Here is a 19,913-nt window from a genome sequence, read left to right on the forward strand (position 1 = left end):
AGCTGAACGCATCTAAGCTCGAAACCCACCTGGAAAAGAGATACCACCGAGGCCACTCGTAGAAGACGAGATCGATAGACTCGGGGTGTACGCACCAAGGCAACGAGGTGTTGAGCCCGCGAGCACTAACTGGCCAAGCCACACATTCATACACTACATCGCATTGGATCCGTGACGCGAGAACGGGTCCGGACGCAAACTGGACTACACGTACATAACGGTCATAGACAGCGACCGATATTGGCATGACGACGGTTCGATTCCGTTGATCGGCATTACGGCGGCCAGAGCGGCGAGGTACCTCCCGTACCCATCCCGAACACGGAAGATAAGCTCGCCTGCGTTACGGTTAGTACTGGAGTGGGCGACCCTCTGGGNATCCCGAACACGGAAGATAAGCTCGCCTGCGTTACGGTTAGTACTGGAGTGGGCGACCCTCTGGGAACTTCGTTTCGCCGCCTCCACTCATATCGACCAATTCGGTCGACGTTCACCGATCGTGGTCTGACGGCGGTTCGATTCCGCCGATCGGCATTACAGCGGCCACAGTGGCGAGGTGCCTCCCGTACCCATCCCGAACACGGAAGATAAGCTCGCCTACGTTACGGTCAGTACTGGAGTGGGCGACCCTCTGGGAAATCCGTTTCGCCGCTTCCATTCATATTACTCCCCCACACAGCGCCCGCTGTATGGGGTTTTTGTATTTATTTTTACGACCGCGATAGCATCGCCTGCTACTCGAGACCGAGGCCAAAAAATCGGAGTCGAGCTGGCTTAGACCAGTTCGATGACGTTCCCGTTCGAGGTGACGTGGAGATCGCGCCCGAGCGTGTAGCCGCGGTTGGATGCCAGTTCGACGTACCCCGAGAAGCCGCTCATGTCCTGGTGGGCCGGGATGATGTGTTCGGGCTGGAGTGCATCGAGCATCTCGTAGTGGCCCTCCTGACAGAGGTGCCCGGACACGTGAATGTCGTCGTAGATGCGTGCACCCTGCATGCGGAGTAGCTTTTCGGCCTGATAGCGCTGGCCTTCGTTCGTCGGCTCCGGAATGACCCGCGCGGAGAAGACGACCTTGTCACCGTCCTCGAGTTGGTACGGTGTTTCGCCGCGTCCCATTCGCGTAAGCGTTGCTCGAGGTTCCCCTTGATGGCCGGTGACGACGGGAAGGAAGTTCTCTTTCCCCTCGTTCATGATTCGCTCGAAGGTCTGCTCGATGGATTGGCGATAGCCGACCATCTCGACGTCGGAGGGGAAGTCGATCCCGATCCGTTTTGCGGTCCCGGAGTAGGTCTCCATCGAGCGGCCGAGGAGGATCGGCTCGCGATCGATATCGCGGGCGAATTCGATGAGCGACTTGACGCGAGCGATGTGACTCGAGAAGGTCGTGGCGACGATGCCGCCATCGTAGTCCGCCATGCTGTAGAGGGCGTCGCGGAGGTGTTCGCGGGCGACGGTTTCGGAGGGCGTGCGCCCCTTCTTGTTCGCGTTGGTACAGTCCTCGATGTAACAGAGGACGCCGTCGCCTTCGCGGCCGATTTCACGGAACCGCTCCATGTCGATCGGGTCGCCGATGACGGGCGTGTGGTCCATCCGTTTGTCGAGTCCGTAGACGACCGCGCCTTCGGGGGTGTGGACAACGGGATTGATGGCTTGGACGATCGAGTGCGTAACGTTGACGAACTCGAGGTCGACCTTTCCGGAGTCGCCGATCGACATCGTCTCGCCGGCCTCCATCTTGACGAGNGGCTTGGACGATCGAGTGCGTAACGTTGACGAACTCGAGGTCGACCTTTCCGGAGTCGCCGATCGACATCGTCTCGCCGGCCTCCATCTTGACGAGTTCGTTGTCGGTGTTGAATTTCCCTTCCTCCTCGAGTTCGCCTTTGACCAGTTCGATGGTGAACGGCGTCGCGACGATGGGTGCGTCGTACCGGTGTGCGAGTTTGCTGATCGCACCGATGTGGTCCAAGTGGCCGTGGGTGGGGACGATCGCTTTGACGTCTCCTTCGAGGTCACTCATGACCCGGTCGTCGGGGATGGCACCCATATCGATCAGGTCGAGACTGTGCATGCCTTCGGTTCGGATGTTGTCGTGAATGAGTACCTTCGAGAGGTTGAGCCCCATGTCGAAGATCACGATGTCGTCACCGGCGCGAACAGCTGTCATCTGTCGGCCGACTTCCTCGTAGCCGCCAATTGTCGCAATTTCAATGTCCATTGGTAGGGCCGATCATAGCAGTCCTGTGGACAGTCGTGCAGCCGGAACGGCTGCTGGGAGTCGCATCCTGCAACGTGAGCCGGCTTCGATCGCATCCTCGGTGGGTCGAATCGACGGCTCAGTCCCAACTGTGCCAGGGACAGCGCCTGTTTCGGTTAGTGAATCAACGACTCTCCCGACGTAAGTAGTTCTGGGTTTCACGGCGAGTTCGGGACAAGTGCGGTCTCGAGGCGACTATCGCGAGTGGAAACAAGATCGATCGGGAGAGCGGACGAGCCGCGTCTCCATTTCGTACTGCCGTCGGGATGGCATAGACGGGTCTTTATCGGTGTCGTGAGTCGCCAAGTGTGAATCGGCGACACTGGGCAGTGGCCCAGGCCGTCTCGTCGACGACCGCTGTGGTGTTGCCAGACTGAGTTACTGTCTGCCGGTTGGAGTCGGACTTGGGTTGGCGCGGGCGAAGCGTGGCTGTGCGACGGTGAGTAAGCCGCGAGCCCGTCGGATGTGTGAGTCCTATCGCATGCGTCTCCCAGCAGGGGTAAAACCGGATTACCCGTCGAGATACTGTTGTTCCCACTCCCGGCGCTGTTCGATGGTCTGTTGGCCGCGGTCACTGATCTCGTAGTAGTTGGTGCGACGGTCGAGTTGCCCCTTCTCGACGAAGTCTTTGTTGACGAGCGTGTCGAGATTGGGATACAATCGCCCGTGGTTGATTTCGCTGTTGTAATACGTTTCGACCTCTCCCTTTACGTCCTGCCCCGACGGTTGATCGGCCCCTGCGATCACGTACAGCAGGTCGCGTTGAAACCCAGTCAGATCGTCCATTTTGTATTCGGGTGGACGGACGGGAACCCGACTATTTGTTATCGATTTCGTATCAACCGGTTCGAGTACGTTCAACGGAGCTAACTGAGTCATTCGTGGTACTGTCTGTCCTTTCGGCTCGTAACCACAGCTTACAGCCGGCCGTTTGATACCAATCTGGTGTCATAGCCGAAAATAGCCGACGCCGAAACGATCCACACGCTGATCGCGTCGCTGTCATACGAGTCGGTTTCCAGTGACGGTCAGTGGCTACGCCAGCAGCCGTCCGCTACTGGGTCCCTCCTGGTTGTTGTGATCCAGTGCTGGCGACCGTCAATCGAGTGGTACCCCTCAGCGGGATCGTGGGTTCGGGTCCAGCAGCGAGTCGGCGATAGCGTCCGCTGGTTGTCGAGTTGGATGCTGAAGAATGATATTCGAATGTGAAACCCGTTACCGAACGTAAAAAGCCGTATTACAGGCGGGTGACGTTGGTGGCGCGGGGGCCCTTGGGGGCCTGTTCGATATCGAATTCGATGTCTGTGCCTTCTTCGAGGTCCGGACCGCCAACGTCTTCCATGTGGAAGAAAACGTCATCGTCCGCGTCGTCCGTCTCAATGAAACCGTAGCCGCCTGTGTCGTTGAAGAAATCAACGTTTCCTTTCGCCATTGCAATTCAATCGAGGCCGGGGACACGTATAACAGTTGTGTTATAGGTCGTGTGTCGAAACAAAAATAATTAGTGCCGAAAGACGACGATCGGACGCTATACGTCTCGGAAATCGGCACCTCGGTTTTCATTGCCTGCTGATGGATCGGCTCTCGAGAGGGTCATTGAGAGGTCGTCTCCGGGCTGGAGCGATCATCTGAGACGAGCTGGTGGTGTTGCTCGCTGACGGAAGGGGCCGACGAACGCAGTCGATCCGGCCCGATTCGGGCCGACCCGAACCGACTGTTCGTCCAGAGTCGGGTTCGAACTCACCGTGATCTGTTCGGCAGGCTTTCGATTGGGATGGTCGAACGGACCCTTGAGCGGACTCGAATCCGATCCCGTCCATACTCGAGTACTCCGTGAATAGCACTGTTTAGGTGGGTTCGGTGGATACGCCGTCCTATGAGGCAGACACAGACCCGTCACGGGCCGACGATCGCGCAGGTCGCGCTGATCGGCCTCTTCGTGACGGCGCTCGTGACCGCACAGTTGACCGCATCGAAGGTGCTCGCGTTCGAACTTCCCGTTGCGCTGCCGATCACGGGTGCGCAACTCGCGTTACCCGGGGCCGCGCTCGCGTACGCACTGACGTTCCTCGCGAGCGACTGTTATACCGAACTCTACGGGTGTCGTGCGGGGCAGGTCGTCGTCAACGTCGGCTTCGTGCTGAACTTCGTCGTGCTTGCGCTCGTCTGGTCGACGATCGCCGCGCCGGCGGCCCCTACGAGTGTCGATCCCGGCGCGTTCGAGACGGCCCTGGGTGCGTCGACGAACATCGTCATTGGGAGCCTCCTCGCGTACGTCGTCAGCCAGAACTGGGACGTTATCGTTTTCCACCGCATTCGGGAGTCCACCGGCCCCGAGAAGCTCTGGCTCCGTAACATCGCCTCGACGGCGAGCAGTCAGGCGATCGACACCGTCATCTTCGTCACGGTTGCGTTCGCCGTCGCACCCGCCGTCCTCGACGTCGGTGCAGTCCTCAAGCCTGACCTCTTGCTCTCGTTGATCGTCGGCCAGTACCTGCTGAAACTCGCGATCGCCCTTCTGGACACGCCGGTCGTCTACGCTATCGTCTCGCTCGTGCGCTCGCGCGAGGAGGGGTCGGCTGAAGACGCCAGCACTGCCTAATCGTCCACGGCTTGTAGCCGCTCTCCGCACAGCCGCTCTGGCGTTTTCGGTCCGAACGGGGAGCGTTTAGTAGCCCGCTCGAGAGGGGTACATATGGACGAACGCGTGCGCGAACACGCCGCCGTGCTGGTCGACTGGAGCGCTCGAGTCGAAGCGGGCGACGACGTGGTCCTCTCGGTGGGACCCGACGCCCACGAGCTGGCGGTCGCCGTCGCCGAGAAACTCGGCGAACGGGGGGCGAACCTCCTCGCGACCTACGGCTCGGGCGAGATCACCCGCGCCTACCTGCGGGCACACGACGGCGACTTCGACGAGAACCCGGCCCACGAACTCGCCGTCGTCGAGAACGCCGACGTCTACCTCTCGCTGGGCGGGGGCCGGAACACGAGCGCGACGGCCGACGTTCCCGGCGAGCAGCGCCGCGCCTACAACGAGGCGCGAACCGAGATTCGTGAGCGGCGATTGGGGACCCGCTGGGTCTCGACGGTCCATCCGACGCGATCGCTCGCCCAGCAGGCGAACATGGCCTACGCGGAGTATCAGGACTTCGCCTACGAGGCGATCCTGCGGGACTGGGAGTCGCTGGCCGACGAGATGGCCCAGTTGAAGGAGGTCCTTGATGCCGGTTCCGAACTGCGGCTGGTCTCGAGGGGCACCGATCTCACCATGGACATCGAGGGGCGGACGGCGGTCAACAGCGCGGCGTCGGTGGCGTACGACTCGCATAACCTCCCCAGCGGCGAGGTCTTCACCGCGCCCGACGCGACCGAGGGCGAGGTGACCTTCGATGTGCCGATGACGATCCGGGGCGAGCCCGTCCGGAACGTCCGCCTCGAGTTCGCCGACGGCGAGGTCGTCGACTACGACGCCGAGCAGGGCGAAGACGTCATCGACGACATCCTCGAGACCGACGCGGGTGCACGTCGACTGGGCGAGGTCGGCATCGGAATGAATCGCGGGATCGACCGCTACACGGACAACATCCTCTTCGATGAGAAGATGGGCGAGACCGTCCATCTGGCGCTCGGGCGAGCCTACGACGCCTGTCTCCCCGACGGCGAGTCGGGCAACGAGTCGGCCGTCCACGTCGATCTGATCACTGATGTCAGCGAGGAGTCCGTCCTCGAGGTCGACGGGGAGGTACTCCAGCGCAACGGCGTCTTCCGATTCGAGGACGGGTTCGACGCGTAGTTCCGCCCGCAGCGGCCGTATCATATCGGAGTCGGAACCCCGTCGGTCGGCGGCGACCGGAGTATGCTCGTCTCGGCGTGGCTCCGATCGCGACGGCCGCCGGGACCGCCGGCGGTCTCCGTTTCCGTCACGCTCTCGAGTCTCGAGCCCTAATGATGGCTATGCGCGATCGGCTCCGGGCCGGCGTCGCCGTCTTCAACGACGGCCATTACCACGCCGCCCACGACGCTTGGGAGGAGCGCTGGCTCGATCTCAAGTCGGGGAGCGACGACGAGCGACTGCTCCACGGCCTGATTCAGTACAGCGGCGCGGTCTATCACGCCCGCGAGGGGAACTGGGAGGGGGCCGTCGGGCTCGCGGCGAGCGGCGGCGGGTATCTCGCGGAGCTGCCGGCCGACTACCGCGAGCTCCGACTCGGGCCGGTCCGGTCGTTTCTCGCACGGCTCGCGGCCGATCCCGAGATCCTCGAACGCAGGGGGCCAGTTCAAATCGAACACGAGGGCACGCTCCCGACGCTGTCGGCGCTCGGGTTCGAGCCGATGGCGATCGCCGCCGTCGTCCTCGCCGAGGCGTTCGGCTACGACGAGGAGCCGGTCGCCCGAGCGCGCACGTACGCACGCCAGGATCTCGAGGCCGGCGCGGACGACAGCACGTTCATTACGCTGCTGTTCGATTTCGTCCGCGAGGACGAGAACCGCGGGATCATCTATCAGCGGCTCACCGATCACGTCGGCAGGCGGCGGGCGCGCGAGGAAGACGTGACGGGACTGTTCTGAACGTGGTTTCTCGTCGGGCCGCGAGCGACGGGTGCCACGGGTGGCCGTCCGTCCGCCGAACCGCATGGTACTTATCGACGCTTTCCCTTCCACCGAACGAATGGCACAGTCAGTCCTGCTTACGGGGGCTGCGGGGCGGGTCGGAGAGGCCATCCTCGGTGGCCTCGCTGACGACCACGAGTGGCGATTACTGGATCGGAATCCGCCGACTGACGACCAGCCGGGCGAGTTCGTCGTCGCGGACATCACCGACGACGATGCCGTCCGCGAGGCGATGGACGGGATCGATGTCGTGATCCATCTCGCGGGCGACCCGCGCCCCGAAGCGCCGTGGGATAGCGTGCTGACCAACAACATCGACGGCACGCAGACCGTTTTCGAGGCGGCCGTCGACGCGGGCGTCGAGCGCGTCGTCTTCGCCTCGTCGAACCACGCCGTCGGCAACTACGAGACCGACGCGCGCACGCCCGAGCTGTACCGCGAGCACGACGACTACCTGCTCGACGGCACCGAACTCCCCCGCCCGAGCAACCTCTATGGCGTCTCGAAGGCCGCCGGCGAGACCCTCGGTCGGTACTATCACGACGAACACGACCTCTCGGTCGCCTGCGTCCGCATCGGCAACCTCACCGAGGGCCACCCGCCGATCGACTACGAGCGCGGACAAGCGATGTGGCTCTCCTACCGGGACTGTGCGCACCTGTTCGATCGCTGTATCCGCGCCGACTACGGGTACGAGATCGTTTACGGCATCTCCGACAACGACCGGAAGTACTACTCGATAGAGCGCGCCCGCGAGGCCCTGGGCTACGATCCGCAGGACAACTCCGCGTACTACGACGGCGAGGAGCGGGTCGCCGAACCGGACGCCTGATCGGTCGCGACCGGACCTCGGTCCCGCATTCTCCTCGAGAGCCGGCAACCGACTCGGACGAGCCACGACGTTTTGTCGCCGGCGGTCACACTCTCCGCCATGGAGTACACCACGCTCGGATCGACTGGGATGACTGTCAGCCGAATTTGCCTCGGCGGTATGAGTTTCGGGACCGGCCAGGAATGGATGCTCGATCCCGAGGAAAGCAAGGCGCTCATCGAGCGCGCGCTCGATCTCGGGATCAACTTCTTCGACACTGCGAACGTCTACTCGACGGGCGAGTCCGAAGCGATCCTGGGCGAGGCTCTCGAGGGCTACGACCGCGACTCGTATGTCGTCGCAACGAAGGTCTTTGGCGACATGAACCCCGACAACCCGAACGCGAGCGGGCTCTCCCGCAAAGCCATCGAGCAGGAACTCGAGGCGAGCCTCGACCGGTTGGGCATGGACACGATCGATCTCTACCAGACCCACCGCTGGGACTACGACACACCGATCGACGAGACCCTGCGCGCGCTCGACGATGCGGTCCGTCGCGGACAGGTGCGGTACATCGGCACGTCGTCGATGTGGGCCCACCAGTTCGCGGAGGCGTTACACACCAGCGACGCGCTGGGTCTCGAGCGGTTCGTGACGATGCAAAACCACTACAACCTCTTCTACCGCGAGGAAGAGCGGGAGATGTTACCGCTCTGCGAGCGGGAGGATATCGGGGTCATTCCGTGGTCGCCGTTGGCCCGCGGCGTCGCGACCCGGCCCCACGAGGAGATCGAGTCCACGACGCGCGGCCGAACTGACCAGTATCTCGAGCAGATGTCGTACCTGCAGGGCGGCGGCACGGAGATCAACGAACGGATTCAGGAACTCGCCGCCGACAAGGGCGTCTCGATGGGGCAACTCTCCCTCGCATGGCTCCTCCACAAGGACTGGGTCGACGCCCCTATCGTCGGGACGACCAGCGTCGAACACCTGGAGGACGCCGTCGAAGCCCTCGAGATCGACCTCTCGAGTTCCGACATGGAGTATCTCGAGGAACCATACGAGCCGCTGCCGGTCGCGGGCCACGAGTAAGGAGACCGACCCGGCTGTCCGTGCTACAACGGACCGGCCTCCGCGCGTACCGCTACGATCCGCTCGAGGTGGGCCGCGTTCGGCCCCGAGTCTCCGGTCGCTCGTCGTGAGTGAGCGGACGTCGGTACCGAGGCCTCCCGATTACCATCGCAACCCCCTTGCCCGACGCACTCGAGTGTCCGTCCATGTCCACGGACACGACACCGACGGATGCCGAGGCCGCCTGTTTCGAGGCCGGCATCAAGTTCGGCTCGCTCTACCACCAGTTCGCCGGCACACCGGTCTCGCCCGACACCGCGCCGAGTCTCGCGGCGGCGATGGCGGACTCGATCGAGAACCAGCCCCACTGCCGCGAGGTCACTGTCGATGTCCGAACCGACGAACTCGAGGCTGCGCTCGCCGAGTCGACGGCCGACTACACCGAACTGACGGGCCGCTTTCTCGAGGTCGAGATCGTCGTCGACTATGAGGGCTGTGAGGTCGTCACCCGGATGGAAATGGAAGACGGCTATCCGCTGATGCGACTCGAGTCGGTCCGGGACTAACCGCGTGCGACGGTCGAACGGGGCTAACCCGGCTTGTCGCTCTTTTGGTATCGGCAGCGAACGATCGACGCCGATCGGACCACACTCTACAGCGCCCCGTGTGGACCGCCAGGAGGTCCCGTTCTAAGCGGTCATCCGGGTCCCAGCCGGCGTTCGAGCATACAGTCGCCCGACGCTGTACCGGTCGGTCCGATGGCGGCGAACTCATGGGGAACGCGTCGGCGACGTTCCTTTCGAAATCCGACTCCCGTTCGGCCGATATCGATCCGCTCTCGTCCGATTTCACTTTCACTTTCGGGCTATCTTTTAACCATGGTGCCCGCAAAGACGATGACATGAGCCAAGCTACGCTCGGCGACGACGAGGAACTGTTCGGCGAAGCGGCCAACGAGATGCGCGAGGACGTCGAAACCTCGCTCGAAGCGGCCTGGGCGGCACTGCCCGACGCCGACGATATCTGGGAGACCGACGCCGACAACGTGCTGGGAGTGCTCAACGGACTCAACTCGGCGCTCGAGGTCGGCGACGCCGAGGAGCACCTCCGCGATGCGAAGAAGTGGTTCACCATGGGACAACGCGCCGACGCCTTCGACGACGCCGCCGATCTCGAGTCGGAGATCGAAGCCCTCGAAGCGGCTATTACGGATATTTCCGCGGCCGGCGAACAGGTCGGCGAACTCACGTCGACGGTTCCGGCCCTCCGCGGAACGCTGCAGGACGCCGGTCCCGCGGCTCCCGACGATGAGGAAGCCGACGCCGACACGGAGGCTGACGCTGACGCGGACGAAGACGAGGAGTAACTGCTTTCCCACCGCCGACGGACCGCTCGCCCGTCCCGCCTTCTATCGGCGCTCGGGCCGCGAGACATCGCGCTCGGCCACCGCCTCGAGCAGCCGAGCCAGCGCATCCGTCGCTAACTCGACCAGTTCCTCACCCCGCTTGGCGTCACCGTCGGTCGGATCGCCGACGACACCGTTTTCGGTAAACTCCGCCGCGTCGTAGGCCATGTTGACGTAACTCGTCCAGTCGCCCCAGCCGTCGGCCCCGCCTGCTCGAGCCGCCTCGATCCGGTCCTCGCGGATCAGTTCCGGCTCGAGGTGTCGCAGGAGCCCGGTCTCGAGGGGGCCGCCGTGGCCCATCTCGTCGCTGTGCTCGCCGACGGCCGCGAACCAGGTGAAGGGGACGACGTACGCGTCGCCGGCTCGCGTGAGTCGGCCGCCCACCTCACGGAGTGCATCGACGTTGCCGCCGTGGCCGTTGACGAGGACGACCCGATCGAACCCGTGGTGAGCGAGGCTGTCGACGGCCTCGCCGACGTAGTCGCGAAACGTGTCCTCGGAGACCCACATCGTTCCGGGGAACTGCCGGTGCTCCTCGGCGATCCCGACCGGAATCGCCGGCGCACGCGCGACCTCGCGGTCGACCCGCTCGATCCCGGCGTCGGCGATCGCCTCGGCGGTCAGCACGTCCGTCCCGAGAGGCGCGTGGGGACCGTGTTGTTCCGTGCTACCGATGGGGACGACCGCAAGGTCGGTCTCGAGGTCCCGAACGTCCGTCCACGTCGCCGTTGTGAGGTCCATACCGGGTATGTCGACCGTATCGGCATGAAACCCGCGGTGGCCGACATGCCCCAGTCTCGGCCCGCCGGGACGGTGGACCCTGCATGTTCCCGCCCGATCGTTATCCACGCTACCGTCGAAGAGGGGCCGTATGAATCGCGGCGCTGCCCTTCTCGAGTCGGTTCGCGACATCGTCCCGCAGTGGGGGGTAGCCGTTGCTGCGGCCGTCACTCGACTCGGCGACGGCCTGCTGTTGCTCGCGCTCGGTATCGGCGCGTCGTGGGCGATCGCGTGGCGACGGACGGGTCATCGCGGCCGGCAGTTCGGGGCCGGTCGTCCCTTTCGACGGGCGGACGGGCCCTGGTTCCTCGCCGTTATCATCGGTGGCCTGGCGACGATGACGACGCTGAAACACCTCTTTTCCTTGCCGCGCCCCGAACCCGCCACGGTCGAACCGACCGTCTTCCAGTCGCCGGTCCGCTCGGTGTCCCGCTCGAGTGCGAGCGCCGACGGCTACGGGTTCCCGAGCGGCCACGCGGTCGGGGCGACCGTCACCTACGGGCTGTTCGCGATGGTGTTCGAGGCGGGGACGCGACGCCTCCGTCTCGCGGGCGCCGGTGTGATCGTCGCCGCCGTCTGTCTCACACGGCTCGTGCTCGGTGTCCACTACCCGCTCGATGTCGTCGCAGGCGTCGCCGTCGGGTGTTGCTATCTCGCCGGCGTGCGGTGGCTCCTCGAACGGTCTCCGTTCGATCGAACGACAACTGCGTTCGCACTCGCACTGGGACTCGCCGGCGCGGCGATGGTCGCCAGCGGTCGTGCGGACAGTGCCGTCGCGTACGCGGCGCTTGCGGCCGGCGCGCTCGCGGGCTGGACCCTCGAGCAGTCGACACGACCGCTTGGATCGACAGCCGTCGACCGACGCCGCAGAGAGCCGGCGGCGCTGCTGGGCGCGGTCGTTTTCCTCGCCGTCGTCGGCACGGTCGGCGTCTCGAGCGGGCCGTCGAACCTGGTCGTCCCGGCTGCCCTTCTCGGTCTCCTGTCGGTCCTGACGGCACTCGCCTTGTCGCGCTTGCGGCTGGCCGATCCAGCGCCGTGCCGATCGCGGCGGCGTCACGGCGAACGCAGGCCCAACCCGTTTGCGTTGCCGACGCCTTCCCGTACGTATGCCAGACGATAGCCGCGAACGCGGCGTCGAACTCGGTGAGCTACGGGAGACGCTGGAAGGCGAGGAGTATCCCATCGGCCACGACGAGTTGCTCGAGAAACACGGCGACGAAACGGTCGAGATGAGCGGCAATACCACGACGCTCGCGGACCTCATCGGGCCGCTGGGCGAAGACGAGTATCGGGATTATGGCGCGGTCGAGCAGGCGATCATGAACATGGTCGGCGACGAGGCGATCGGCCGGAAGAACTACAGCGACCGCACGCCGCCCGCGGCGGGCGAACGGCGGCAGGACGAGGGTCGACCGGGACAGGACGACCAAGGGGAGCAGGAATCGTTCTAGACCGCTGGCCGGAGACGTCAACCGTGGCGTCGACCGCGGCTCCCGTCAGTCGTCGTCGCCGACTTCGGTCCGCGCCTGCCTGCGCTGGGCGCGCTCGATGAACTCCGCGGGAAGTTCGTCGATCTCGCCGGCCTGTACACCCCAGAGATGCGAGTAGAGCCCGTCGTTCGCGAGCAGTTCGTCGTGGGTTCCCCGCTCAACGATCTCGCCGCCCTCGAGGACGAGGACCTGATCGGCGTCCTTGATCGTCGAGAGCCGGTGGGCGATAGCGAACGTGGTTCGATCCTCCGCGAGGTCGTCGATCGAGCGCTGGATGAGCATCTCCGTCTCGGTATCAACGTCGCTGGTGGCCTCGTCCAAGACGAGGATGTCGGGGTCTTTGAGGATCGCGCGGGCGATGGAGAGCCGCTGGCGCTGGCCGCCCGAGAGCTTGACGCCCCGTTCGCCGACTTCAGTGTCGTAGCCCTCGGGGAGGTTCCGGATGAACTCGTGGGCCTCTGCCATCTTCGCGGCCTCGATCACGTCCTCGCGGTCCGCGTCGAAGGCACCGTACGTGATGTTCTCCTCGACGCTCCCGTAGAAGAGGAAGGTATCCTGGCTGACGTAGCCAAGCGATTCGCGCAGGCTCTCGAGGGTTACGTCCCGAATCCGCATGCCGTCGATCCGGATCTCACCCTCGTCGACGTCGTACATCCGCAAGAGGAGTTTGAGGACCGTCGACTTGCCGGCTCCGGTGGGACCGACCAGCGCGAGCGTTTCGCCGCCCGCCACGGTGAAGTCGATATCCTCGAGGATCGTCTCGTCGTCTCCCGACCCGCTGCGGTCGCCGTCCGACTGAGCGGCGGCGCGCCGAGTTTCACCCTTGCCGTATCCGAAGGACACGTCGTCGTACTCGACGCGGCCCTCGGTCACCTCGAGATCGGGGGCGTCGGGCTCCTCGCCGACCCGGTTTGGCTCGTCCATCAGCCCGAAAATGCGGGCGCTCGAGGCGCGAGCCCGCTGGTACATGTTGATGATCTGGCCGAACTGGGCCATGGGCCAGATGAATCGCTGGGTGTAGAGGATGAAGACGACGAACATGCCGGTGCTGAGATCGCCCGAGAACGGGCCCGGCGGCCCCTCGATGACCCAGAGCCCGCCGACGAGGAAGGTAACGACGAAGCCGATCCCCGCGAGCACGCGCAGGCCGGGGAAGAACTTGATTCGCGTCCGAATCGCCCCCCAGTTGGCGTCGAAGTACTCCCTGGAGACCGCCTCGACGCGGTCGGACTCGTAGGCTTCAGTCGTACTGGACTTGATGACCTGAATCCCGCCGAGGTTGTTCTCGAGTCTGGAGTTGACCGTGCCGACGGTCGAGCGGACCTGGGCGTACTTGGGCTGGATCGTCCGGATGAACAGGTAGGTGAAGGCGGCGATTAACGGCACCGGGAGCAGGGCGACTAGCGCGAGTTGCCAGTTGATCGCGACCAGCAACCCGCCGATGCCGAGCACCATCACGAGCAACCGAAACAGGGAGTTCATCCCGTCGTTGAGGAACTTCTCGAGGCGGTTGACGTCGTTCGAGAGGATCGACATCATCTCGCCGGTCTGCTTGTCGGCGAAAAACCCCATATCGAGGCGCTGCATCTCGTCGTAGGTATCGGTCCGAACGTCGTGTTGAACGTTCTGAGCGAAGGTGTTGAACCCCCAGTTTCGGGTCCAGTGAAAGACCGCCGAGAGGAGAAAGGCGCTCGCGATGATCCCGACCGTCAGCCAGAACTGCGCCAGCCGTCCCTCGGGGACGGCGGACGCGACGAGCCCCCCGCCGACGGGGAACGCCTCCGCGTACGGGATCTCCTGACGGATCACGGCGTCGATCGCGACTCCCAGCATGAGCGCCGGGAGCAGGTCCAGAATCCGCGCGAAGAAACTCGCGATTATGCCGATGACTGCAGCACCCGTGTAGTTCGACCCGTACTCGAGGAACAGCCGCTTCATCGGATTCTCGACCGCTTCGCGCTGGTCCTCGAACGGATCGTCCGCGTCCGGCTCGGCGCTATTCATTGGCCGTGCTCAGTGGTCGCCGGCAATAAGGATTATCGACGCACCGACCCACGCTCGGCGGCGACCGCTACCGGCGCGATCGGCTCGCGGTCTGACATTGTGACGGCCTGCGTGAGCGTCTCGGAGCCGCTCCCGATGATACCGTCCCCGTTCTCGAGGTCAATGACGACCTCGTCCCCGACTTCGATGCCGGTCTCGTTCGCGTAGCCGCGTGGCACTTCCAGGACCCACTTTCCACGCCCGGCGTATCGAAGGTCTTCCCCGTCCTCGTCGGGGCCAGGCGCGCGGGCGTGGTGGATCGTCGTGATCTCGCGATCCGCGTCGATAAAGACGATGTCGATATCGAACTCCATCCCGCGCATCACGTAGGCCAGTTCCTGTTCCTCGTCGTGGACGAACAACATGCCATTACCCGGCTCGAGGGAGTCGTGGTCGCTCAGCCCGGTGTACCGCTCGGCACCGGAGTCCGCGACCGCCACGTCAACGACGGCTTTGGGGGTGCGGTTACCGTCACCGTCCGCGGTCGACTTCTCGTCGACCCCGCCATCGAAGACGCGGACCGCACCTTCGTCAGGACCCCACGGAGCCGAGACGAGCCCCACCTGAACGAGGAGCAGCCCGACGAGAGAAAGACCGGCGACCACGAGTAGGCCCCGCAATACGTACTCGACTGCCATGCAGATGTCCTGCACGACGAGAGAGTAAAGGTTATTCGGACGGACCCACTCGTTGCGGATGCGGGCTCGTGGTCTAGCTGGTCATGACGCGGCCTTTACAAGGCCGAGGTCGGTGGTTCGAACCCGCCCGAGCCCACTATTGCTGTCGCGAACAATTCGTGAGCGACAGCAATGGAACGCGAGCGGCGGTTCGAACTACGGAACGAGCGAGCGTTGGCGAGCGAAGTTCAGATGGTTCGAACCCGCCCGAGCCCATATCTCTGCCACGAGCGATTCGTGAGCGGCAGCACTCCGTCGGGAGCGGCGGGTATAATCTCAGTTGCGGGTCGACCGCGTCACCTCGCTCAGTTTCGACCGCCCTCGAGCGGTGGCGCTATCCGGGGTCGTTCGAACCGGCAGGATATCGTCGTCCCATTCCGACGACCGAACACAGTCGTTCCCTCGAGTCGGCCCACTCCGTTTCCCTCTCGGTCCGAATCCCACCCGGACCGGTCACTGCTTGAGCCGTGCGACGTTTTCGCGGATCTGGCCGAGAAGCCCCTCACCCGATCCAGTCTGGAGCGCGGCGTGCAGCGTCGAATTTTCCGGTTCGTCCTCGACGACGATCCGGAGGTACGGCTCGAGCTGTTCGAAGTTGTCCGCGAGGACGACGGTATGGTTGTCCTCGTCGTGGTCGACGACGCCGGCGTCGTCCAGTTTCGGGACATGGCACTGGACCGACGAGACGTAGACGCTCTTGTATTCGTTCTTCGCGACTTCGTCGGGGGGCACGTCGTGTTCCCACCCTGCGACCGTCTCCGCCAGCGTCGAAAGTTCGATCGGTTCTTCGTGTCCGCGCAACGCATAGAGGAGGTAGCGACGGCGGCGGTTCGCCAACAGCTCGAGGATGGTATCGGCGTCGAGTTCTCGGGCCTCCTGACTCGAGGTAAGGGCTGCCATAACACGATATTACCCCCCAGTGCTGAAAAGGGTGTCTTGAATATCCGAAATTCCAACAGACGGCGGGTAATCACGCATAGAGGTCCCGTATCGTCCACATTACTCGGTTTTCAGATACTTACGTTGATCGTCGGATCGGCGTCGAGTCTCCTGTAAGTGGCGTGGAACACCGATCGCGATTCGAAATCCTTTTTTATACCCTGGACGGAGAATGGAGTAGGCCGCCTTAGCTCAGACTGGGAGAGCACTCGACTGAAGATCGAGCTGTCCCCGGTTCAAATCCGGGAGGCGGCATACTTTTGCGGTTCGTTGCGTATTGACCGTATAGCAGTGGATTTCGGCAGTGTTGCCCCCGCGATTTCCGGAGAGATTTGAACCGGCTCACGAACGCACCCTTCGCCGTCGGGCGTTTCATTACATTGTACGTTCCGAGGCACCTTCATTCCTTCCCCTATTCGGGAACGAATTGTGTGGTGCCGTCGGCTACGCGCGTCGTTTTCGGGGGATTCAGATTCAGAGGGAATGAGTCAACAGGTAGGTGTTGCGCCCGCTCACCGGAGGTGTTCGAGAATCTGTAGGATACGGAATCCGAGTTCACCGTAGTCCTTCTCGGTCTGCCCCGCCCGCTCGCGCAGTGCCTCTATGCGCTCGGTGTACTCCTCGTTGATTACGAGTTCGAGTTTGGCACCGTTTTTGTCTTCAAATTCGTCAGCCATGTCATAGAGGCCGGTCAGTAGGTACTTTTCGTCACGGTTCCCGCGAACGACAGGCGACCAGAATTGGAAAACGAAGGAGTCGTCGTCGGCGTCGAAGAGGTCGGTGACGTACTCTTTGTCCGAGTTGAATTTCCGCCACAAGCGCTCGAGGGTGTGCTGGTAGTCTTCGTTCCCGTACTCGGCCCATCGGTCGGTATCGGGCGTCCCCGAGTAGTGAAGCCCGTCGATGTGGGTCACGACCTCGCAGGTGTAGACGACTCGTTCACCTCGTTCGGTGTTGTCTACCCCTATCACGTCGATTTCGAGTTGGTTGCCTTGCTTTTGCGACCGCTGGTTATACATCACCAACTCGCACCCTTCTACGAGTCGAAGATACGAGCCGACGAGAAGTTCGCCTGATTCGGGCTGTTCAGTCATGCTGGCTTATGAGCCGTCGTCAGGCACGCTTCGAACGATAGCAAAATCTTCGTGAGGATGTTCGGTATCAAGTTCAATCAACTTCTTAATAGCCTCTTCGTGAGACACATCCTGCGCTTCCACTCGGTACTTGTTCGGTAGAATGCGAACAACGGTGAGGGTGTCATCAGCCATACTATGTCAAGCTGAACATTAGATGAATGCCAAATATATCTATCGCAAAGAAGGCAGTTTCCGGTATTCATACAGAGAATACGTCGATAGTAGTCATAGAAGATGAAGATTTTCCCGACTGGTATGTGAATAGCGGTAATGATGAACCCTCACGCCCTTGAACAAGTCCTTCGACGGAAGTCGATACCGCGTGGTCAAATCACCCTGCTGAAAGAACTATACGAGCGGGAGAAAGACGAGTGGGTTTCGAGTAGTGAACTTATCGACCGGATTCGGTGGGGGAACGAAGAGCGGTTCCCCGGAGTGTTAGGAGCATTCGCCAACCGAATCAACGCGACAGCCGAAATCACGGGCAACCCCGGTTCGAGTGCGTTTTTCGAGCGGGAGAAGATTGACGGCCAAACGCACTATCGACTACGGTCAGAAGCACGCGAGGCGATTGAAGAGGTGCAAGTCCTTCTTGACACCTTCGACCAGCACTCAATGTCGGAGTTGCTCGAACCGGAAACGGAAATCGAGGCTGAACGGCTTGAGAGCGAGGCCTAACCCCTCTCTTTCCACTCGAAGAAAGCCAATCGTTACTCGTCGGTCGTGTCAATACCGAGCGTCTTATTCAGCCCACAGAAACAGGTTGTCGCGTTAAATCCGAACCCGACCGCCCCAACGAGAGCAAGCAGACTGGTCTTGCGTTTCCCTTTTCGGAGTGTGTTTACTGCTACGAGAGTCAGCACAACGGCGAGTAGTGCGCGGACGAGTCTGTCACGGCCACCAACATTTTGTTCAACCATATCTGAATAATAGGTCGCCTCGGGCTTGTATCTTCCCGAGAATCAGAACCCGCTCGAGACTTCGATTTCGTACTCTTCGATACGGCTCGCGTCTTGGCCGGTGAACATACAGTCGAACTCCCACTCACGACCAGCCGCAAGGTCGCTCACGTTGTCGAGTCCTTCACCTATCTGCGTCCCTTCCGAGTCAAGGAACGTCGCGGTCGCCTCGACGTAGCCGATTGCACTGTCAGTGTTGTTGACGGCAGTTCCACGAACACCCGAAGAGAACTCTTCGCTGTAGAACTCGTGGTCGAGAATCTCTACGTCCGACTGGTTATCGTCACCGCTGTCTCCGCTATTGGTGTCGCCGCCGTTGTTGTCTCCGTTATTGTTTCCGGAGTCGCTGGTATCGCTGTCACCGCTGTTTCCGTTGGCGTTTCCTTCGTCTGAATCACTCTCGTCGCTGGTACACCCTGCGAGTCCGAGGGCGGTAGCGGTCGCACCTATGCTTGCCAGATACTTCCGTCGGAACATTTCATTTCAACACAAAACAGAGAGTCCTTATAATTGTTGCTGTAGTTAACGCTATGTTAACTGAACCATACTATTCGTGATATGTAACGACAAGTGGCGCGAGTTTTCGACAATGAGAAAATCGGCGGATTGGATGAGTATCGCGGACGAACGGATTCTTGAGGCGCTTCAGGAGAAAGAATCAGGCACGCCGACAAGTCTGTCACAAGACGAATACGTCCGATTCAGCCGTACGCATCTACACCAGAGGATGAAAAAATTAGAACGCCATGGATTGATTCGTTTTCTCGGGAATGGGGTGTACGTCCTTACCAACGAAGGCCAACTGTACCTTGATGGTGAACTCGACGCGGCGGAACTCGAACCGGACGACGAAGACTGAACCTGCTCTTTCCCTAAAACGGAACGAGAAGGTTTCTATCGCGCCCTTCGATGATGGCAGCACCACCAGCGGGTCGAGAGAGTCGCATGAGTGTGTCGTGAACGCGTTCGTCGCGGAGCGAATGGCATTGAAGGTCGTTTCTGACGGTCGCTCTGCGGCGCTGTACGGCCATTTGAGTGGCTTCTAATTCCCACTGCGCATTGTATATAGAATTATGATTCACTACAATTATAATGCCACGGCACCTACTATATTGTACGGAGCCACTGTCTCTTCGGGGTAATCTCGCTATGAGAAAGCCCGGCGCTTGGGACGCCGGACAGTGGCTCTCTGAAGGTGCCAGAAAGCCATGAGTACATCCACGCTCGACTTACTTGAGTACGACGACCAGATAGCCAAGAGGGCGCAGTGGGAAGCCTTCGAGTTCACCGCCCTCGGTGACGGCGACGTAGAAGTAGTGAACGACTCTCACGAAGAAGCCGACGACCACACCTACACGGTTCACGTCGAGGGCGGTATCCCGTCGGACTGTACGTGTCCGGCATGGGAGTACCAGCCCGGCGCGTGCAAGCACATGGTCGCCGTCGCCATTCGAGAGCCAGTCCTCGAAGCGGCCAGCCGGGAGCAGCCTGTCCGCGCTGACGGTGGTACTGCCACCCTCGACTCGTTCACTACCGAGGACACCGACGAAGGCAAGTGCTGGTGCGACGACTCGGACTTCCCGTGTTTCGGATGCTACAACGATGGTCGGCGCGACCTTCCGGGTTGAGGGCGAATGACCCGACCGTCGCCTGCGGCGGCTCTCAACGGCGTCGAGACAGGCCACATTTGCGACCAGTGCAACCGGGGAATCCGGACAGGCGACAAAGCCGTCG

At 62.3% G+C, this 19,913-nt stretch carries 22 protein-coding genes, 2 tRNA genes, 3 rRNA genes and 1 pseudogene; 17 read left to right on the forward strand and 11 right to left on the reverse strand.

Features of this window, described 5'->3' with window-relative positions; all coding sequences use genetic code 11:
- The 3 genes from C486_RS21935 to rrf (C486_RS12965) form a co-directional block, all read left to right on the forward strand.
- Positions 1-149, forward strand: a 23S ribosomal RNA gene (locus tag C486_RS21935); the annotation flags it as partial.
- A 136-nt stretch (positions 150-285) separates the two neighbouring features.
- A 5S ribosomal RNA gene (gene rrf, locus C486_RS12960) occupies positions 286-382 on the forward strand.
- A gap of 153 nt (positions 383-535) precedes the next feature.
- A 5S ribosomal RNA gene (rrf, locus tag C486_RS12965) occupies positions 536-657 on the forward strand.
- Between the two features lie 117 nt (positions 658-774).
- Here rrf (C486_RS12965) and C486_RS12970 read toward each other — a convergent pair.
- The 3 genes and pseudogenes from C486_RS12970 to C486_RS12980 form a co-directional block, all read right to left on the reverse strand.
- Positions 775-2,218, reverse strand: a pseudogene (locus tag C486_RS12970) (MBL fold metallo-hydrolase).
- 549 nt (positions 2,219-2,767) lie between these two features.
- A complete protein-coding gene (locus C486_RS12975) occupies positions 2,768-3,043 on the reverse strand; it encodes a PadR family transcriptional regulator (protein ID WP_008456858.1) in 276 nt (91 codons plus the stop codon).
- Positions 3,044-3,494: 451 nt separating this feature from the next.
- Positions 3,495-3,689 carry a cold-shock protein gene (locus C486_RS12980; protein ID WP_006187181.1) on the reverse strand — a complete coding sequence of 65 codons (195 nt, stop codon included), beginning with the start codon at positions 3,687-3,689 and terminating at the stop codon, positions 3,495-3,497.
- A 444-nt stretch (positions 3,690-4,133) separates the two neighbouring features.
- On the opposite strand from C486_RS12980, the gene C486_RS12985 reads away from it, so the two are divergent.
- The 7 genes from C486_RS12985 (at position 4,134) to C486_RS13015 (ending at position 10,116) form a co-directional block, all read left to right on the forward strand.
- Complete coding sequence (locus C486_RS12985) at positions 4,134-4,859, forward strand: queuosine precursor transporter (RefSeq protein WP_008456867.1); 726 nt, start codon at positions 4,134-4,136, stop codon at positions 4,857-4,859.
- Positions 4,860-4,952: 93 nt separating this feature from the next.
- Positions 4,953-6,050 (forward strand): aminopeptidase, encoded by a 1,098-nt coding sequence (locus tag C486_RS12990; protein ID WP_008456869.1) that lies wholly within the window; start codon positions 4,953-4,955, stop codon positions 6,048-6,050.
- Positions 6,051-6,211: 161 nt separating this feature from the next.
- The gene (locus C486_RS12995) at positions 6,212-6,826 is read left to right on the forward strand and encodes a DUF309 domain-containing protein (protein ID WP_008456870.1); all 615 of its coding nucleotides are present in this window, start codon (positions 6,212-6,214) and stop codon (positions 6,824-6,826) included.
- 100 nt (positions 6,827-6,926) lie between these two features.
- Complete coding sequence (azf, locus tag C486_RS13000) at positions 6,927-7,700, forward strand: NAD-dependent glucose-6-phosphate dehydrogenase Azf (RefSeq protein WP_008456871.1); 774 nt, start codon at positions 6,927-6,929, stop codon at positions 7,698-7,700.
- A 99-nt stretch (positions 7,701-7,799) separates the two neighbouring features.
- Positions 7,800-8,771, forward strand: a complete 972-nt coding sequence (locus tag C486_RS13005) for an aldo/keto reductase (protein ID WP_008456873.1) — start codon at positions 7,800-7,802, stop codon at positions 8,769-8,771.
- A 185-nt stretch (positions 8,772-8,956) separates the two neighbouring features.
- Complete coding sequence (locus tag C486_RS13010) at positions 8,957-9,316, forward strand: dihydroneopterin aldolase family protein (protein WP_008456876.1); 360 nt, start codon at positions 8,957-8,959, stop codon at positions 9,314-9,316.
- Positions 9,317-9,651: 335 nt separating this feature from the next.
- Entirely contained in the window at positions 9,652-10,116 is a 465-nt protein-coding gene (locus C486_RS13015) for a DUF5790 family protein (RefSeq protein ID WP_014865830.1), read from the forward strand.
- Between the two features lie 42 nt (positions 10,117-10,158).
- Here C486_RS13015 and C486_RS13020 read toward each other — a convergent pair whose 3' ends face one another.
- A complete protein-coding gene (locus C486_RS13020) occupies positions 10,159-10,896 on the reverse strand; it encodes a creatininase family protein (RefSeq protein ID WP_008456881.1) in 738 nt (245 codons plus the stop codon).
- A 130-nt stretch (positions 10,897-11,026) separates the two neighbouring features.
- Between C486_RS13020 and C486_RS13025 the strand changes: the two genes are divergently transcribed.
- The gene (locus tag C486_RS13025; RefSeq protein WP_008456882.1) at positions 11,027-12,055 is read left to right on the forward strand and encodes a phosphatase PAP2 family protein; all 1,029 of its coding nucleotides are present in this window, start codon (positions 11,027-11,029) and stop codon (positions 12,053-12,055) included.
- Positions 12,042-12,386, forward strand: a complete 345-nt coding sequence (locus C486_RS13030) for a DUF5789 family protein (RefSeq protein ID WP_008456883.1) — start codon at positions 12,042-12,044, stop codon at positions 12,384-12,386. Before C486_RS13025 ends, C486_RS13030 begins: the two co-directional genes overlap by 14 nt.
- Positions 12,387-12,431: 45 nt before the next feature.
- Here the strand turns inward: C486_RS13030 and C486_RS13035 are convergent, their stop codons facing one another.
- Positions 12,432-14,429: an ABC transporter ATP-binding protein gene (locus C486_RS13035; RefSeq protein WP_008456884.1), complete on the reverse strand. Its 1,998-nt coding sequence runs from the start codon at positions 14,427-14,429 to the stop codon at positions 12,432-12,434.
- A 32-nt stretch (positions 14,430-14,461) separates the two neighbouring features.
- Positions 14,462-15,106, reverse strand: coding sequence for a DUF192 domain-containing protein (locus tag C486_RS13040; RefSeq protein WP_008456885.1), 645 nt, complete (start codon positions 15,104-15,106; stop codon positions 14,462-14,464).
- A 62-nt stretch (positions 15,107-15,168) separates the two neighbouring features.
- Between C486_RS13040 and C486_RS13045 the strand changes: the two genes are divergently transcribed.
- Positions 15,169-15,242: transfer RNA gene (locus tag C486_RS13045), tRNA-Val, on the forward strand.
- A 356-nt stretch (positions 15,243-15,598) separates the two neighbouring features.
- On the opposite strand, the gene C486_RS13050 is transcribed toward C486_RS13045, so the two are convergent.
- On the reverse strand, positions 15,599-16,045 hold the full coding sequence (locus C486_RS13050; RefSeq protein WP_008456886.1) for a DUF7344 domain-containing protein: 447 nt from the start codon (positions 16,043-16,045) through the stop codon (positions 15,599-15,601).
- A gap of 220 nt (positions 16,046-16,265) precedes the next feature.
- Between C486_RS13050 and C486_RS13055 the strand changes: the two genes are divergently transcribed.
- A tRNA-Phe gene (locus C486_RS13055) sits at positions 16,266-16,339 on the forward strand.
- Positions 16,340-16,596: 257 nt separating this feature from the next.
- Here C486_RS13055 and C486_RS13060 read toward each other — a convergent pair.
- The gene (locus C486_RS13060; RefSeq protein WP_008456887.1) at positions 16,597-17,178 is read right to left on the reverse strand and encodes a hypothetical protein; all 582 of its coding nucleotides are present in this window, start codon (positions 17,176-17,178) and stop codon (positions 16,597-16,599) included.
- 6 nt (positions 17,179-17,184) lie between these two features.
- Entirely contained in the window at positions 17,185-17,352 is a 168-nt protein-coding gene (locus tag C486_RS21350) for a hypothetical protein (protein ID WP_160164299.1), read from the reverse strand.
- A gap of 141 nt (positions 17,353-17,493) precedes the next feature.
- Here C486_RS21350 and C486_RS13065 point away from each other — a divergent pair, with 141 nt between their 5' ends.
- Positions 17,494-17,898 carry a hypothetical protein gene (locus C486_RS13065; protein ID WP_152419172.1) on the forward strand — a complete coding sequence of 135 codons (405 nt, stop codon included), beginning with the start codon at positions 17,494-17,496 and terminating at the stop codon, positions 17,896-17,898.
- A gap of 32 nt (positions 17,899-17,930) precedes the next feature.
- Here the strand turns inward: C486_RS13065 and C486_RS20255 are convergent, their stop codons facing one another.
- Positions 17,931-18,140 carry a YgaP family membrane protein gene (locus C486_RS20255; protein WP_008456889.1) on the reverse strand — a complete coding sequence of 70 codons (210 nt, stop codon included), beginning with the start codon at positions 18,138-18,140 and terminating at the stop codon, positions 17,931-17,933.
- 42 nt (positions 18,141-18,182) lie between these two features.
- Complete coding sequence (locus C486_RS13070) at positions 18,183-18,656, reverse strand: FxLYD domain-containing protein (RefSeq protein ID WP_008456890.1); 474 nt, start codon at positions 18,654-18,656, stop codon at positions 18,183-18,185.
- 133 nt (positions 18,657-18,789) lie between these two features.
- Between C486_RS13070 and C486_RS13075 the strand changes: the two genes are divergently transcribed.
- Both C486_RS13075 and C486_RS13080 read left to right on the forward strand, forming a co-directional pair.
- A complete protein-coding gene (locus C486_RS13075; protein WP_394295333.1) occupies positions 18,790-19,038 on the forward strand; it encodes a MarR family transcriptional regulator in 249 nt (82 codons plus the stop codon).
- Positions 19,039-19,387: 349 nt separating this feature from the next.
- Positions 19,388-19,807 (forward strand): SWIM zinc finger family protein, encoded by a 420-nt coding sequence (locus tag C486_RS13080; protein WP_008456891.1) that lies wholly within the window; start codon positions 19,388-19,390, stop codon positions 19,805-19,807.
- Positions 19,808-19,913: the final 106 nt, after the last annotated feature.

The sequence above is a fragment of the Natrinema gari JCM 14663 genome (genome assembly GCF_000337175.1).
GTDB classification, from domain to species: Archaea; Halobacteriota; Halobacteria; order Halobacteriales; family Natrialbaceae; genus Natrinema; species Natrinema gari.